The organism is Vibrio sp. S11_S32 (assembly GCF_014694465.1).
In the GTDB taxonomy this organism is placed as follows: Bacteria; Pseudomonadota; Gammaproteobacteria; order Enterobacterales; family Vibrionaceae; genus Vibrio; species Vibrio algicola.
In genome coordinates this window covers 49,236-64,287 of sequence record NZ_JAAUWS010000006.1, presented here as the reverse complement: position 1 = coordinate 64,287, position 15,052 = coordinate 49,236, and the positions used below count along the sequence as shown (strand labels likewise).

17 protein-coding genes and 1 pseudogene are annotated in these 15,052 nt (G+C 41.2%); 6 read left to right on the top strand and 12 right to left on the bottom strand.

Annotation, left to right across the window (positions count from 1 at the left end; translation table 11 throughout):
• Positions 1 to 90 precede the first annotated feature (90 nt).
• A pseudogene (gene bcp / locus HC723_RS05450) lies at positions 91 to 423 on the bottom strand (thioredoxin-dependent thiol peroxidase); the annotation flags it as partial.
• Between the two features lie 19 nt (positions 424 to 442).
• Positions 443 to 982 (bottom strand): glycine cleavage system protein R, encoded by a 540-nt coding sequence (locus HC723_RS05445; protein WP_153447495.1) that lies wholly within the window; start codon positions 980 to 982, stop codon positions 443 to 445.
• A gap of 237 nt (positions 983 to 1,219) precedes the next feature.
• Between HC723_RS05445 and dapA the strand changes: the two genes are divergently transcribed.
• A complete protein-coding gene (gene dapA / locus HC723_RS05440; RefSeq protein ID WP_153447494.1) occupies positions 1,220 to 2,098 on the top strand; it encodes a 4-hydroxy-tetrahydrodipicolinate synthase in 879 nt (292 codons plus the stop codon).
• A 95-nt stretch (positions 2,099 to 2,193) separates the two neighbouring features.
• Positions 2,194 to 3,258, top strand: a complete 1,065-nt coding sequence (gene bamC, locus HC723_RS05435; RefSeq protein WP_190338445.1) for an outer membrane protein assembly factor BamC — start codon at positions 2,194 to 2,196, stop codon at positions 3,256 to 3,258.
• 68 nt (positions 3,259 to 3,326) lie between these two features.
• On the opposite strand, the gene HC723_RS05430 is transcribed toward bamC, so the two are convergent.
• From HC723_RS05430 to HC723_RS05415, 4 genes are read right to left on the bottom strand one after another with little or no spacing between them, the layout of a single operon-like run.
• On the bottom strand, positions 3,327 to 3,560 hold the full coding sequence (locus HC723_RS05430; protein ID WP_153447492.1) for a DUF2897 domain-containing protein: 234 nt from the start codon (positions 3,558 to 3,560) through the stop codon (positions 3,327 to 3,329).
• A 15-nt stretch (positions 3,561 to 3,575) separates the two neighbouring features.
• Entirely contained in the window at positions 3,576 to 4,268 is a 693-nt protein-coding gene (locus HC723_RS05425) for a M15 family metallopeptidase (protein WP_153447491.1), read from the bottom strand.
• Positions 4,268 to 5,407 carry a succinyl-diaminopimelate desuccinylase gene (gene dapE / locus HC723_RS05420; protein ID WP_190338444.1) on the bottom strand — a complete coding sequence of 380 codons (1,140 nt, stop codon included), beginning with the start codon at positions 5,405 to 5,407 and terminating at the stop codon, positions 4,268 to 4,270. Before dapE ends, HC723_RS05425 begins: the two co-directional genes overlap by 1 nt.
• A 56-nt stretch (positions 5,408 to 5,463) precedes the next feature.
• On the bottom strand, positions 5,464 to 5,808 hold the full coding sequence (locus HC723_RS05415) for an ArsC family reductase (RefSeq protein WP_238925414.1): 345 nt from the start codon (positions 5,806 to 5,808) through the stop codon (positions 5,464 to 5,466).
• A 243-nt stretch (positions 5,809 to 6,051) separates the two neighbouring features.
• On the opposite strand from HC723_RS05415, the gene HC723_RS05410 reads away from it, so the two are divergent.
• On the top strand, positions 6,052 to 6,339 hold the full coding sequence (locus HC723_RS05410; RefSeq protein ID WP_153447489.1) for a helix-turn-helix domain-containing protein: 288 nt from the start codon (positions 6,052 to 6,054) through the stop codon (positions 6,337 to 6,339).
• 16 nt (positions 6,340 to 6,355) lie between these two features.
• On the opposite strand, the gene HC723_RS05405 is transcribed toward HC723_RS05410, so the two are convergent.
• Complete coding sequence (locus tag HC723_RS05405; RefSeq protein ID WP_407701700.1) at positions 6,356 to 6,646, bottom strand: DUF2956 domain-containing protein; 291 nt, start codon at positions 6,644 to 6,646, stop codon at positions 6,356 to 6,358.
• A gap of 257 nt (positions 6,647 to 6,903) precedes the next feature.
• On the opposite strand from HC723_RS05405, the gene HC723_RS05400 reads away from it, so the two are divergent.
• Both HC723_RS05400 and HC723_RS05395 read left to right on the top strand, forming a co-directional pair.
• A complete protein-coding gene (locus HC723_RS05400) occupies positions 6,904 to 7,362 on the top strand; it encodes a DUF2919 domain-containing protein (protein ID WP_190338443.1) in 459 nt (152 codons plus the stop codon).
• Between the two features lie 73 nt (positions 7,363 to 7,435).
• Positions 7,436 to 8,338, top strand: coding sequence for a Dyp-type peroxidase (locus HC723_RS05395; protein WP_153447486.1), 903 nt, complete (start codon positions 7,436 to 7,438; stop codon positions 8,336 to 8,338).
• A gap of 260 nt (positions 8,339 to 8,598) precedes the next feature.
• On the opposite strand, the gene crr is transcribed toward HC723_RS05395, so the two are convergent.
• The 5 genes from crr to cysZ all read right to left on the bottom strand — a co-directional run bounded on the left by crr (position 8,599) and on the right by cysZ (position 13,476).
• Positions 8,599 to 9,108 (bottom strand): PTS glucose transporter subunit IIA, encoded by a 510-nt coding sequence (gene crr, locus HC723_RS05390; protein WP_153447485.1) that lies wholly within the window; start codon positions 9,106 to 9,108, stop codon positions 8,599 to 8,601.
• Positions 9,109 to 9,159: 51 nt separating this feature from the next.
• Positions 9,160 to 10,884, bottom strand: coding sequence for a phosphoenolpyruvate-protein phosphotransferase PtsI (ptsI, locus tag HC723_RS05385; protein WP_153447484.1), 1,725 nt, complete (start codon positions 10,882 to 10,884; stop codon positions 9,160 to 9,162).
• A gap of 176 nt (positions 10,885 to 11,060) precedes the next feature.
• Positions 11,061 to 11,318 (bottom strand): HPr family phosphocarrier protein, encoded by a 258-nt coding sequence (locus tag HC723_RS05380; protein WP_017025938.1) that lies wholly within the window; start codon positions 11,316 to 11,318, stop codon positions 11,061 to 11,063.
• A gap of 303 nt (positions 11,319 to 11,621) precedes the next feature.
• Positions 11,622 to 12,590, bottom strand: coding sequence for a cysteine synthase A (cysK, locus tag HC723_RS05375; protein WP_190338442.1), 969 nt, complete (start codon positions 12,588 to 12,590; stop codon positions 11,622 to 11,624).
• Between the two features lie 124 nt (positions 12,591 to 12,714).
• Positions 12,715 to 13,476, bottom strand: a complete 762-nt coding sequence (gene cysZ, locus HC723_RS05370) for a sulfate transporter CysZ (protein ID WP_153447482.1) — start codon at positions 13,474 to 13,476, stop codon at positions 12,715 to 12,717.
• Between the two features lie 424 nt (positions 13,477 to 13,900).
• On the opposite strand from cysZ, the gene zipA reads away from it, so the two are divergent.
• Positions 13,901 to 14,923 (top strand): cell division protein ZipA, encoded by a 1,023-nt coding sequence (gene zipA / locus HC723_RS05365; RefSeq protein WP_190338441.1) that lies wholly within the window; start codon positions 13,901 to 13,903, stop codon positions 14,921 to 14,923.
• The last annotated feature ends 129 nt before the right edge of the window (positions 14,924 to 15,052 follow it).

Genomic DNA, 15,052 nt, shown 5'->3' with positions numbered 1-15,052 from the left:
AAACAATCCTCGATATGTTACCCACATATCAAAGATAGATTTGTCATAAAAATATGTCAAAGTTTTTTGTCATTCTTTTTTTCTAAGGGTAAAACGCTTTTCGCCCCACACACCAAATTGCTCTGCCACCGCGTGATCTTCATCGGATAATAGCGTGAAGTTTAACTGGTCACGCTCAATGAATTTCCCTAAACGTTTGACTGCATCAATGCTGACACCAAGTACCGCAATATTTAATCCATCAAGTTCGCTTTTAATATCACGTAAACCTTGTGCCTGAACGGTACAGCCAGGTGTCATCGCTTTAGGGTAAAAATAAAACAGAATTTTACGACCTTTAAAACCGCTTAGAGAAACGGTGTTGTCGTCTTGATCTTGTAAGGCAAAATTTGGCGCAGGGACGCCAGCAGTTAAGGTTTGCATGCTATATCCTTATATTATTTTATTCGTGATAACTAATTTTAATTGTGCCAGTGACTGCAAGTGATTGGCATAATTGGTTAAAGTCGGCTTGTAACCCATCAGGGACTGGCGCGTCTTTACTAAGGCCTGTCATGCTGATTGAAAAGTGTTTTTGATGAGCCTGGGGATCGGTCTCTTTAGTAAGGGTTTTGGCACTTAACTTGGAAATACTCAACTCTCTTTGAGAAAAGAAATGAGTGAAAGCATCGATGAGACCCACTTTATCTTCGGCTTCTATTTTTATATCGATTTTATAAATATAGCTTGGCGTTTGATGGGTGGCGGTGCGTTTCATCACAACCATTAAATCTTGAGCGGAACCCATAACAGGCAAAAGGGTCTCAATACGAGTAATGGCCGATGCTTCTCCAGAAACTAGCATGATTAAGGTAAATTCGCTGCCGAAAATGGCGATGCGACTATCAATTATATTGCCGCTGGCTTGCGAGATGATATTAGTAATTCGATTACAAATTCCGGGCCTATCGGTGCCGATTGCGGTAATAACTAAGTGATGCATGCGAGTTCCATCGTCCTTATGAAAGAGGCCATCATGTTAGCACACATTACTCGCTCCGTGATCAGCGTATAAGATCAATAATTTTCATCACCATATTTGTTATTTATGAGTGGTTTGTGGCTGTAAAGAGGATAGATGACATTATTTAGTGGTAAATGTCGAGAAAGGTAGGGAGAGTGCTTGTCTTTATTGATGGGGTTAAAGTAACATGCCAATAGAATTTATAAGGAGAAAACCATGTTCTCAGGAAGCATCGTTGCACTAGTTACGCCTTTTAATCATAGCGATGAAGTTGACTATGATAGTCTCAAACAACTAGTGGAATATCACATTAAGTCTGGAACGAGTGCGATTGTGGCGGTCGGTACCACCGGCGAGTCAGCCACTTTAACCGTTGAAGAGCATGTTAAAGTTGTGAATAAAGTGGTTGAATTTTCAGCCGGACGTATTCCAGTGATTGCAGGAATGGGCGCTAATGCCACTCATGAAGCAGTCACTTTTAGTCGCTTACTCAATAACTCAGGTGTTGCTGGTTGCCTAAGTGTGACGCCATATTACAATAAGCCAACTCAAGAAGGCTTATATCAGCATTACAAAGCGATTGCTGAAGTGAGCGAAGTGCCGGTGATTTTATATAATGTACCTGGTCGCACTGGGGTCGATATGCTACCAGAAACCATTGGGCGCTTATCTAAATTAGATAAAATTGTTGGTGTAAAAGATGCTACCGGTGATACCTCGCGCGTGAAACAGTTTCGCGAATTCTGTGGCGACGATTTTGTTTTATTAAGTGGTGATGATGCGACTGGTTTAGAGTTTGTTAAGCTGGGTGGTGATGGCGTTATTTCAGTGACCAATAATATTGCAGCAGCAGAAATGGCGACTATGTTCTCTCTGGCAGCGCAAGGTAAATACGACCAAGCTGAGATAATCAATCAACAATTAATGCCACTTCATACGCATCTTTTTGTCGAGTCGAGCCCTATTCCTGTTAAATGGGCGGCACATAAATTAGGCTTGATTGCTCAAGGCGATTTACGTTTACCACTAACTGAATTAAGTGCATCAGCACAACCTATTGTAGAGAAAGCATTAAAAGACGCTGGTATTCAATAACAGTGTGGGGCGATAACCGATAACGGTGATGGCTTTCATCGAAGGTGACCTTTAGCAGATATTGACCAAAATGTATTTCAGGAGTTTCAAACCATATGAAGTTTTCCCATCAACTTGTGCTTAGCTCGCTTGCTGTTTTGGTGTTGTCTGCTTGTTCAGGCGACCCTGCTTCACGCCGTCAAGCCAAAGATGATTTTAAATATTTAGATACTAAGCTTGACCAACAATGGGTACTGCAAGCTGATGCTCAGCCGCAGTTTTACCCGCAATACAATATTCCTCAAGGGGATTTTAAAGGCGCTACTGGTCGTGATGTTGATATCCGCCCTCCACAAGAAGTGTTAGAACTCATTCCTGGTGCGCGAGTTGAACGCAGTGATAACAGTGTGATCTTATGGTTAGTCAGCAAAGATGAGTTGGATAAAGTATGGGGTATGATCCATACCACCATTAGCGATAAAAAGATTAAATTACGCCAAGATACGCCGACCTCGATTGAAACCGATTGGGTCGATTTAAGCGCGCAAGATGAATCTTTCCCAATCGCAGCACGTTATAAAATTGACCGCATTGAACAGAATAATCGTTATGCATTCCAAGTGATATTGGTGCAATTTCGTGAAAACACTAAAGAGCTCGATCTCACCCCAGAAATCGAAGACCGTTATTCCAGTAATATGGTGAATAACATCACCAATCAATATGATAAACAAGTGACCGAAGAAGCCCGTATTCGAGCACTTGAGTTATTGAATAAAATTCCGGTTACCATGGGTAAAGACCGAAGCGGTTTACCTGTGATCATTGCTCGTGCTCCGTATGATGTGATGTGGTCTAAGTTTGCGGGCGTATTACCATTAATGGGCTTTACGGTTGATGATAAAAACCAATCGCAAGGCACGGTGGAAACGAAATATGAAGCGCTGGATGATGAGGTTTGGAGTGAAATCAATATCAGACCACTCTCCATTAAAGATGGTAAATATACTTTCTTGGTTGGCGATTTAGATAACCGAACCTCAATCAATGTGACCGACAGTAAAGGTAAACCGATCCCTGAAAGTGATATGGAATCCTTTATCCCTGCATTGCAGGCTTACTTAGATAATAATTCGAAAGCCAGTCAAGTGGCTGAGCAGGAAAAGAAAGATAACGAGTAATATTTAGCGCTATTACTTTATACAAAAAAACCGCCAGCTTTGAGTTGGCGGTTTTTTATTGATTGGTATTAATCATCTGATTTTTGAGATGGGTTTTCTTTATTTGGCTGTGATGTTGAGGTCTTTTGCTCTTGTGCATCTTTTTCTTTATAAATGGCGATCAGCTTTTCAAGTTCGGTCTTTTTGTTGGGGTTTTTGCGCGCCAAATGCGTTTGACCTAAATGCTTCATTGAGGCTAAGTTGCCGATAATAAAGACCACGATGATCAGGCTTATCACCCAAGGGTTAGTAATGTACTCCATACTGCAGATCCTGTGTTATGGCGCTTGGTAAGGCGTCACATTGATGATGTATTGATTATAGAGCGTCTGCTGATTTTTCAATACAGTTTCTAGCCCCAAAAATGGATATTGCTGCCAAACTTGTTGTAGATCATCAGGAGTGAGTTGATCTTGCATCATTTGACTGGTTTCACCATGGCTGATATGCCAAGGTTCAATGGCGACCCCACCTAATTCTTGTTGATAGGGGAGATAAAAACCGTATTGTGGTAACGCTTGTTGTAGCCAATCGGAGAACTCTGCTTGATGACCGGTTTGATACTCCCAAGGCTCAAGTTGTAACTTGGTGTTCTCGGGTAGGCAGTTATGTGCATAGATATCTAACTCGCATCCCCAATGATGACGACTGGCACCGGGTAGCGCCGACCATCGCATAATGGCATGGATCTTCTCTAATGCGCTTAATAATGAGCTGTCTAATGGTTGGCTTTGATTATCTAAAATCGGACGTTGACCACTAAATTTATTATTCCAAATAACGGCTTGTTGTTGATAATCGCGAAAGCTGCTGGCAATCGAAAAATCAAAACCATGGCCTTGAGCAGACGCAATTAAGCCTTGTAACGCTAATTTTATTTCTTTATGAATAAGAAATTGACGTTGACCGACCGTGATGGACTCAAGATGACTTTGGCTCAATCCGGTTAACTGCTCAAGGGAGTATTTCATTAGACTAAACAATTCTCCAAGGTTTTTTGATACATATCGGTTAGCTTTTCTAAATCAGCAATGTTGACGCACTCATTGACTTTATGAATGGTGGCATTAACGGGACCCAATTCAACCACTTGGCTGCCCATGCGAGCAATGAATCGCCCATCGGATGTACCGCCGGTAGTTAATAACTGTGCCGGTTGATGATTGACCGCTTTTACTGCTTTGACTACGGCATCAATGAGTGGCCCTTCCGAGGTTAGGAATGGGTTACCGTTCAATGTCCACTTGATATCATAATCTAACCCATGGCTATCTAAAATGGCATGCGCGCGGCGTTTAATATCCGTATCGGTGAGTTCGGTACTAAAACGTAAGTTAAATTGCACCTGTAACTCACCAGGCACCACGTTTGATGCGCCGGTGCCTGCGGCAATATTGGGGATCTGAAAACTTGTGGGTGGGAAGAAATCATTACCGTTATCCCAAACCGTAGCGGCTAATTCCGATAACGCCGGCATTGCCTGATGAATAGGATTTTTAGCTAAGTGTGGATACGCGACATGACCTTGCACACCTTTAATCACTAAATCGCCAGTGATAGAGCCACGACGACCATTTTTGATTACATCACCAACATGATCGGTACTTGATGGTTCACCCACAATACACATATCAATGATTTCATCGCGCGCCATCAAAGTATCAATCACGCGAGTGGTGCCATTAATAAATGGACCTTCTTCGTCAGAGGTAATTAAAAAAGCAATCGAACCTGTGTGCTCAGGGTGATCAGCAATAAAACGTTCTACCGCGACCACCATACAGGCTAATGAGCCTTTCATATCCGCAGCGCCACGAGCATGCAGATAGCCATCAATGATGGTTGGTTCAAAAGGAGGGGTGTGCCATTGTTCAATTGGTCCAGAAGGCACAACATCGGTATGACCGGCAAACGTGAAGAGTGGCGCTTGGTTGCCACGTCGTGCCCAAAAATTGGTGGTGTCATCAAAGACCATGATTTCGATTTCAAAACCTAATGCTTTTAGGCGTTCAATCATCACTTGTTGGCAACCGGCATCTTCAGGGGTGACTGATTGACGTTGCAGTAAATCCTTGGCCAGTGCGAGTACTGGGCTATCTGTGTTCGACATCCGAGTGTTCCCTTATTTTGAAAGTATTGAAACTAAAAACTATTGAGAAATATAAATTATTTAAAAAAGTCTGCGTATTGTTCAGCTTTAAAACCAATCATGCCTGAAGTCGCTGAAATGACGATCGGGCGTTTTATCATGGCTGGATATTCAATTAACAGCGAGATTGCGCTGCTTTCATCTAAATCGTCTTTTTGTTGCTGCGTTAATTGACGATAAGTGGTACCGCGTTTATTGAGTACTTGCTGCCAACCAAAACGTTGACAAAAATCTTGCATTAATGCTTGGTCGATACCTTGTTTACGATAATCGTGAAACTGGAATTCAATACCGGTTTGCTCAAGCCATTTTTTGGCTTTTTTGATAGTGTCGCAATTTGGAATGCCATACATGGTGATCATTTGATTTTCCCTTTGATTATCTTACCTCTATGACTAAGAATCCTACACAATTCGCGAGCGGAGATAAATGAACAATGATTAAAAAAGCTATTTGCTTGGAAAATTCACATATTGCTTTGGAAATACACATAATAGTGGCATGTTTTGATCCTACTCAAAATGGTGAACTCGTAATATCGCATAATGGGTCGCGTAAATAAGTGAATAAGGAATGTCACTTAATGAATTTTTGAGGAATCTGTAATGGAATTAAGCCCTGTTTTTGCCAAGCGACTGTATTTAGCGCTATTAGTCGCAGATATTGAAAGACCCAACGTGCCAAAATTAATTGAATTAACCGGATGGCCACGTCGAACCATACAAGATGTACTAAAAGCCTTACCTGCGATAGGTATCCATTTGGAATTTGTCCAAGATGGTTGTCGCTATAATGACGGCTATTATTCAGTAAACGATTGGGGCCCTTTCGATTGCCAGAAATTACATGGTTGGAAAAACGACATTGCCCACGATTTAGGTTTTAACCATTAAGACGCTGCTCTCTCGATCACGCCAATGAAATATACGCGATAAAACCTACCCAACTGATCACAAGCAATATCCAAGCGATGTTGTTTGTGGTTTGCTTATTTGATGTTAAATCGATGGATTCATCATGGGGCGTAGTAGGCGTATTGCTCTCGGTTTTATGCTGCTTTTTACGTAACTTATCGGCTTCACGTTGTTTTTCTTTCTGCTGCTTTTTGTATAAAGTAATGCCTTTCTCGATCCCCTGTGCTATCAACTTAGTTTGATCTTTCGTTTGGTTTGGTTTTTGGATTGAACGAGCAACTTTCATTGCCTCTTGCTGGGTTTCTGGTGATGGTAGGTCTTTTTTCGCTTTCATAAGGTTGTTGCTCTTTCTTGTTGAAAAGGGTGAAGAATTTTCGAAATAGACTGGTGATAAGTGTCAGGCTAGAATGCTATTATATCGACTAAAATAGGATAAACCAGATAATACCAATTTAAGTCACTATCGGATCATCGAATGACTGAGATTGGTATCAAAATCAGACCCAAAGCGATGGATTTAAATTAAAGGATAAAGGAGTTAACTTGCGCTACGCAATTGAAGATTATGATAACAATGGTTTCTTAAAACCGTCTGCGTGGTTATGGTTAGGCTGGATATTTTTAGCTAAAGCTTGGATTGTGTTTATTGTCGCCAGTGCCAGCCGAGATTTGAGTGTTAAGTTATTAACTTTAATTTACCCAGTGAATAATAGTTTATATGCAGGTTTAATTGTTGGATTACCCGTTGTGGCGTTAGCGTGGTGTATTGGGCTTAGAAAGCCAGAACGCAAATGGCTCAATCGGTTAATAAGCCAAGGTTGGTTACTCACCACTTTAACCGTCGCGATTCAATTTGGTTTAACCCTTTATCATTTAAGTTTTACCTATTGGAGGTTCAACTGGAGTGATGCCTTAACCTTGCTCGGCTTAATTTGGTTTTTACTTTTCTTGCTGCAGTCACAAAAAACCAAAGATACCTTTGTGGCTCCCCATATTGATTAGATTAGCTCACATATTAATTAGATTAACGCAGTACGGATATGTACCACGTTGCGGATTTTAAAAGGAATAAAATATGTCACAACCTCAATTGGCGATAACGCCAGATGCAAACCCATTTGCACTCTATAGTTTAATTAAAATAAAACAAAATCATGCGCATGTTTTAGCGCAACTGCAAGCTCTGCCATCATTGGTTGAGCAACTTAACCAACAGCAATCTGGGGCGAATTTAGTCTTATCGTTATCTTTTACTCATGCTTTTTGGGGGAAGCTGAATCAAGCGATGCCTGCAGAATTAGAACCATTTTCTGTTTTAGGTAATGGGGATGTTATTGCGCCGACGACCGATGTTGATGTGTTATTGCATTGTCATTCATTACGCCATGACTTGCATTTTTATTTGCTGCGCAAGCTGATGGAACAAATCGAACAAGATGTTGAGATTGTTGATGAAACTTACGGATATCGTTATTTAGATTGCCGTGATATGACCGATTTTATTGATGGTACTGAGAACCCGAAAGATGAACAACGTCATGAAGTGGCGATTATTCCTGAAGGTGAATTTGCTGGTGGCAGTTATGTGATGGTGCAACGCTTTATCCACAAATTACCGGCTTGGAATCGTTTAGGCGTAGCAGCACAAGAAAAGGTGATTGGTCGTACTAAGCCAGATTCCATTGAGCTTGATGATGTGCCGGCCGCTTCGCATGTGGGTCGAGTCGATATTAAAGAACAAGGCAAAGGCTTAAAACTGGTTCGCCATAGCCTGCCGTATGGTTCAGTATCTGGTGAGCATGGTCTACTGTTTATTGCTTATTGTAATCGACTGCATAACTTTAAAGTGATGCTAGAAAGTATGTATGGTGTGACTGATGGCAAAACCGATCAGTTATTACGCTTTACTAGCGCGGTAACGGGAGCGTACCTTTTTGCCCCATCACAGAAGATGCTGGCTGAACTGAAACTAGCGTAAAGCCCAAAGGTACAGTTCTATCCATATTGTTGATGGAGAAAAGTGTCAAACTACATGGGTGTTCTTTTCTAAGTGCCCATGGAGGGCCTTTTCTCAAGCGCTCAAGGATGGATCTGCGCCTTTCGGCGTATTCAAATTGATCAAATATCAAATGGAATTGGTATTAGAAGGTAGTATCAGTTTGAGCATCAGGTATAAATAGTTTGATACAAACAAAAAACGCTGCCTAAGGCAGCGTTTTTAATATCAGAAAGTAAAGATTACTTAACGATACTGATAACCGGAGTTTCACCAACAACAACGCTACCAGAAAGTTTGTTCAACTCTTTGATTTCGTCCATGTTAGAGATAACGACTGGCGTTAGTGTTGATTTTGCATTTTCTTGCAAGTAAGCAAGATCAAATTCAATCACAGTGTCGCCAACTTTAACCGTTTGGCCTTCTTCAGCGATACGAGTAAAGCCTTGACCTTTAAGTTCAACAGTATCGATACCGAAGTGAACGAAAAGCTCAACACCGTCATCAGATTCGATTGAAAATGCGTGGTTAGTTTCAAAAATTTTGCCGATTGTACCGTTTACTGGTGCAACCATTTTGTCGCCGTTTGGCTTAATAGCAATACCATCACCAACGATTTTTTCAGCGAATACGACATCAGGCACATCTTCGATGTTCACGATTTCACCAGAAATTGGCGCGATGATTTCGATCGCTCCGGCATCAGCTGTGTCGTCAGATACTAGCTTCTTAAGTTTGTCAAACAGACCCATGTTGTGCTCCTAAGCAGTTAATTTTTAATCTCTAGTCGAATGATTATATTATTAATTCGACTTTTCTGCGATAAATTTATCAACGCAAGCTTCAATTTCTGCCGCGGTAGCCATTGCAAGTGCTTCATCAGCCATTGCTTTAACTTCTGCGTAGTTTGAATTACGGATGATTTTCTTAACGCGTGGGATAGAAATACCGCTCATGCTGAACTCGTCTAGTCCCATGCCTAATAGCAATAGAGTAGCACGTTCGTCGCCAGCAAGCTCGCCACACATACCAGTCCATTTGCCTTCTTTATGAGAAGCATCAATTACTTGCTTAATCACAGTCAGGACAGCTGGAGATAACGGATTGTATAGGTGAGAAATAAGCTCATTACCACGGTCAACTGCAAGAGTATACTGAGTTAAGTCGTTAGTACCAATACTAAAGAATGACACTTCTTTGGCAAGGTGGTGAGCAATCGCTGCTGCCGCTGGTGTTTCAACCATCACACCGATTTCGATATTTTCGTCAAAAGCCAGACCTTCGCTGCGAAGTTCTGCTTTATATTGTTCGATCGCCGCTTTCAGTTCACGAATTTCTTCCACTGAAATGATCATTGGGAACATGATACGTAAGTTACCATGTGCCGATGCGCGTAAAATACCGCGTAGCTGATCTTTTAAGATGTCACGACGATCTAGGCTGATGCGGATTGCACGCCAGCCTAAGAAAGGGTTCATTTCTTTTGGCAGATCCATGTATGGAAGATCTTTGTCTCCACCGATGTCCATGGTACGAATGATAACCGCTTGGTCACCCATCGCTTTCGCGACTTCAGTATACGCTTTGTATTGCTCTTCTTCTGTAGGAAGGGCATCACGATCCATAAATAGGAACTCGGTACGGTATAGACCCACACCTTCGCCGCCATTACGGATAATGCCGTCACAGTCTTTCACGGTACCAATGTTGCCACATACTTCAACGTGACGTTCATCGGTTGTGACCGCTGGAAGGTCTTTTAATTTGGCTAATTCTTCTTTTTCAGCAATAAAGGTATCGCGAATTTGTTTCGCTTCAGCCAGTTCTGCCTCAGAAGGATTAATAATTATTTTGTTGTTGATCGCATCAAGAATCAACGTATCACCATTCTTAACTTGTTTGGTGATGTCGTTAGTACCGACAATCGCTGGCAATTCTAAAGAACGCGCCATGATCGAGGTATGAGAAGTACGACCACCGATATCACAAGCAAAACCAAGAACGAAGTCTAGATTGATTTGCGCTGTTTCTGAAGGGGTTAGGTCATTAGCAACCAAGATAACTTCTTCATTAATCGCGCTCAAAGATACGATGTTGATGCCTAATGCATTTTTTACGAAACGGCTGCCGATATCACGGATATCTGTTGCGCGTTCTTTAAGGTAATCATCATCAAGTGATTCAAGGGCAACGGCTTGCTCTTCAATAACAGAATAGATAGCAAAATCAGCCGACATTTTGTCTTTTTTGATCAGTGCTAAAATCTCTTCTTCTAGTTCTTCATCTTCAAGCAGCATGATATGCCCTTCGAAGATGGCTTCTTTTTCTTCACCAAAAGTTTCAAGTGCTTTTTGTTTAATCCCTTCTAATTGCTCAGAAGATTTATTACGAGCATCAAAGAAGTTTTTTACTTCAGCTTCAACTTGATCGTCAGAAATAGGAGTTTTATTTAGGACAATTTCATCTTCTTGAAGAAGTAGTGCTTTACCGAAAGCAATACCAGGAGATGCTAGAATTCCAGAAATCATAGCCTTACCTTAATTTGTTCAAATTTAAAAAGTAGGTGGAGATACCCAACATTACTGATGCAGCAATAAGAGATTAACTAAAGCCTCAATCGCTTAGTCTCGCTAAGCGATAAAGGCTCAATTTAAATCTACCAAGCTGCAGCGTTAACACGGGTACCACTAAACACTAGGTGTGATTAGTGTAGCTCATCCATAAGAGCGACTAGGTGATCAACAGCTGCTTCAGCTTGTGCGCCTTCAGCAGAAATTGTCACAACAGTACCTTTTACTAGGCCAAGAGTTTGTAGTTTGAAAAGGCTCTTAGCACTTGCACTTTTACCGTTAGAAGTCACAGTGATGTCAGCATCAAATGCTTTAGCTTCTTTAACAAACTGAGCCGCTGGACGTGTGTGAAGACCGTTTTCTGCAGTGATTTCTACTTGCTTCTGATACATGTGTGTTACCCCGATTAATTTACTTTGTTATAGGATTTGAAAACAGTTTAGCTTACCTTCTTATGCGCTGCTTCGCTAGTTCATAAAATGGTGCACAAAACAGTCTTCGTTCCAATTATTTAAGTCATGTTTGTCTATTTAGTACATGAGCGTCTATTTTTTTAATAGTCATTGTGCTACTAAATTAGCCTCTTTATTTTGAAGCTTAAAATAAAACATCCTGATTATTACTAAAGGTGTACTAGGGATCAACAAAAAAGCCCCATAAAGGAGCTTTTTTCGGTAAAAAATTGATTTGAACCCTTATTGTTGATTCTCTTTCTCAGTAAATAGTCCTGAAAATAATGCCGTACTGAGGTAACGCTCTCCCGAACTTGGAAGGATGGCAACGATAGTTTTTCCTTCAAATTCAGGTAGTTCTGCTATCTTGTTGGCGGCTACAACCGCCGCGCCTGATGAGAATCCGGCTAAAATACCTTCTTCTTCCATTAAACGGCGTGTCATTTCAATTGATTCTTCAGAAGTCACGCTTACGGCTTTATCAATTAAGCTTAAATCTAAGTTACCCGGAATAAAGCCTGCGCCAATACCTTGGATTTTGTGTGGCCCAGGTGTCAACTCTTGTCCTGCCAATGCTTGAGCAATCACTGGTGATTCAGTTGGTTCAACCGCAACTGTGGTGATCGCTTTGCCTTGAGTGTTCTTAATATAACGGCTTACACCGCTTAAAGTACCGCCAGTGCCGACACCCGCGACAAACACATCAATTTGACCATCGGTTGCTTCCCAAATTTCAGGACCGGTGGTTTTTTCATGAATAGCAGGGTTAGCTGGGTTGTTAAATTGCTGCAATAATAAATACTTGCTTGGGTCGCTGGCGACAATTTCTTCCGCTTTGGCAATGGCGCCTTTCATGCCCTTGGCCGCTTCGGTAAGCTCTAGATTCGCGCCTAATGCTTTTAATAACTTACGACGTTCGATGCTCATTGAATCCGGCATGGTTAGTGTCAGTTTGTAACCACGCGCGGCGGCAACAAAAGCCAATGCAATCCCAGTATTACCTGACGTCGGTTCTACAAGTTCAACCCCTGGCTTTAATTGTCCCGCTTTTTCTGCTTCCCATACCATATTAGCGCCAATACGACATTTAACACTAAAGCTTGGGTTGCGCGATTCAACTTTCACTAACACATTGCCTTTACTCACTCGATTAAGTCGAACCAGTGGTGTGTTACCGATAGTTTGGGTGTTGTCTTCATAGATCTTAGTCATGTTAATGTTCCTTCATTCACGGTGAGTGCGATTTATTTGGCCTAACAGATGCTAGGCGATAGCAAAATCATAATTCCTCATCCTGGGTTGGAAAAGGAATAAATAGTTATAAGATATGGGAAATTTAATTTCTTTGCTGGTAGCGCTCGACCCACATTGCGGTCGCGCCACATACGGCAACCGGCATCACAATTAAGTTTATAATTGGGATCATGGTACATATCGCAACCAAGCTGCCAAAGCTATAAGACAGCATTTTATCCGAGGCTAAATCGTCTTTCATTTTAGCAAAGGTCACTTTATGGTTATCAAATGGATAATCGCAATATTGAATCGCTATCATCCAAGCGGTAAACAAAAACCACAGAATAGGCCCGATGGTTTGCCCTAATGCGGGAATCAGCAGCAAGATCAACAAACCGAGTGCTTTAGGAATGTAATACACCAATTTTATCCATTCACGATGCAAGATGCGTGGCGTATCTTTAACTAAAGAAAACAGCGATTGATCGGTTAAGGTTTGTCCTGTTAATTGGATCTCTAGTTTTTCCGCTAGCAGACCATTAAAAGGGGCGGCAATCCAATTGGCAACAGTACTAAAAAAGTAACTAAATGTGGCAATAATGGTAAGAGCAAGAATTGGGAACAACAGATATGATAACCAAGATAAAAAGCTTGGAATGGTGTCGATCCAATGTCCGAGCCAATCACTTAAGTTGGAGTACAAATAGTAGAGTGAGCCACCAAATAACAGGATATTAATCAGTAGGGGGAAGATGACAAAGCGTCGAATGCCTGGTTGAAAGCACAATTGCAGCCCATACATAAAGTAGCCAAAGCCGCTTCTGGCAGGGTATGACGATACAGGTGTCGGCGTTGGGGACATAAAAACTCCATCAGAACGATTGTGAAAAACAGCTTGCCCGACTATTCTACTGATATAAATCAAGAAGAAAAGCGAAGCAATAACAAACTGAAATGAAGACAGTAACATTTTGATAACGCTTGAATAGATTAATTTTGAGGCTGCGTTTAGATGCTCAATTATTCAACAGTGATGAGCTGTGAACGAAAAATTAAATGGTTTGAGTGTTCTTTGAATTGTGATGAAAGGCAAAAGGCGTGATAAAGTATTCAGAATATTGACATTTATAGGCTCTAAAAAGAGATAAATTTTGATAAAGTAACTCAATATCCAAGTCACTTGGGTATACTAGGCTTTGTAGTGCCTTGAAACCCCGCTAAAACCAAGACGGGCGAAGGATGCAAGGTAGATTCGAATCATAACATTATAGAATTGAGAGTGACCAATGCATGAATTGCGACTAGTACTCATTATTGTTGGCGGATTGTTGATTATCGCTTTGTTAGCACATGGGATCATGTCTAATAGAAAAGAGGGTAAATCAAAATTTGCGGATAAACCATTAAGTAAGCTTAAAGAAGAACAAGAGCCAAGCTTAGCGGCTGCACCGGTTGTAAAAGCACGAAAAGAACCTGAATTTAACAGTCAAGATCCACTTGATGAACATCCCGATCCATTGTTTGGCGAATCGGATGTTTCGTTTGCCAGTAGCAATAAATTTTCAGCCACTGATAATATTGAGTCTGTTGGTATAGATAACCAACACCATAACGATGGTGAGCTCAATACGAATGTAATGGCAGAACAAGACCCATTACTTGCTCAAAATGATAGTTTTTCTACCCCCTTGCGCGAACAGAGTCACTTAAATGAACCGATCTCTGTAAATGAACTAGATACAAACATAAATATCACGAGCGATTTGGCACCGGCTGACTATAAGCAACCAGTTGTTGAACCCGTCATAACTAAACCGGATCCTTTCAGCGGTAATGCTGCAGTTAATAATGAGCAGGAACCGGTGCAAACAGCAACAAGTGATGATGCATTAGAAGTTATTGTGCTGCATGTGCACGCGGCGGGTAGTACAGAATTTAATGGTACAGAGCTGTTTTCAAGTATGAATAGGAATGGCTTGTTTTTCGGCGCGATGGATATATTCCATTACCATGAAGCGAAAGATAGCAATGGGAAAGTGTTATTTAGCGTGGCTAATATGATGAAACCAGGCACCTTGGTTTGTGATGATCCGGATCAGTTTTCGACCAAAGGCATCTCTTTCTTTATGGCGCTTTCCGGTTATGGTGATAGCGATCAAACCTTTACTGATATGTTGCGTACTGCGCAGCAAATTGCCGATGATTTAGGCGCTAATGTGCTTGATGACCAACGTAAATTAATGACTCCAAATCGTCTTTCTACCTATCGTCAGCAAATTCGTCAATATATCAACAAAACCTTTGACTAGAAGTTAACATCAACTTTAATTGGGCTTCCTATTGGGAGCCTTTTTTGTTTTAACCGTGGTAGACATACCGAAAACACTCTAGTTGAATTATTAAATATGAGTGATCAGATGTAAGTTAAGTGAGAACAA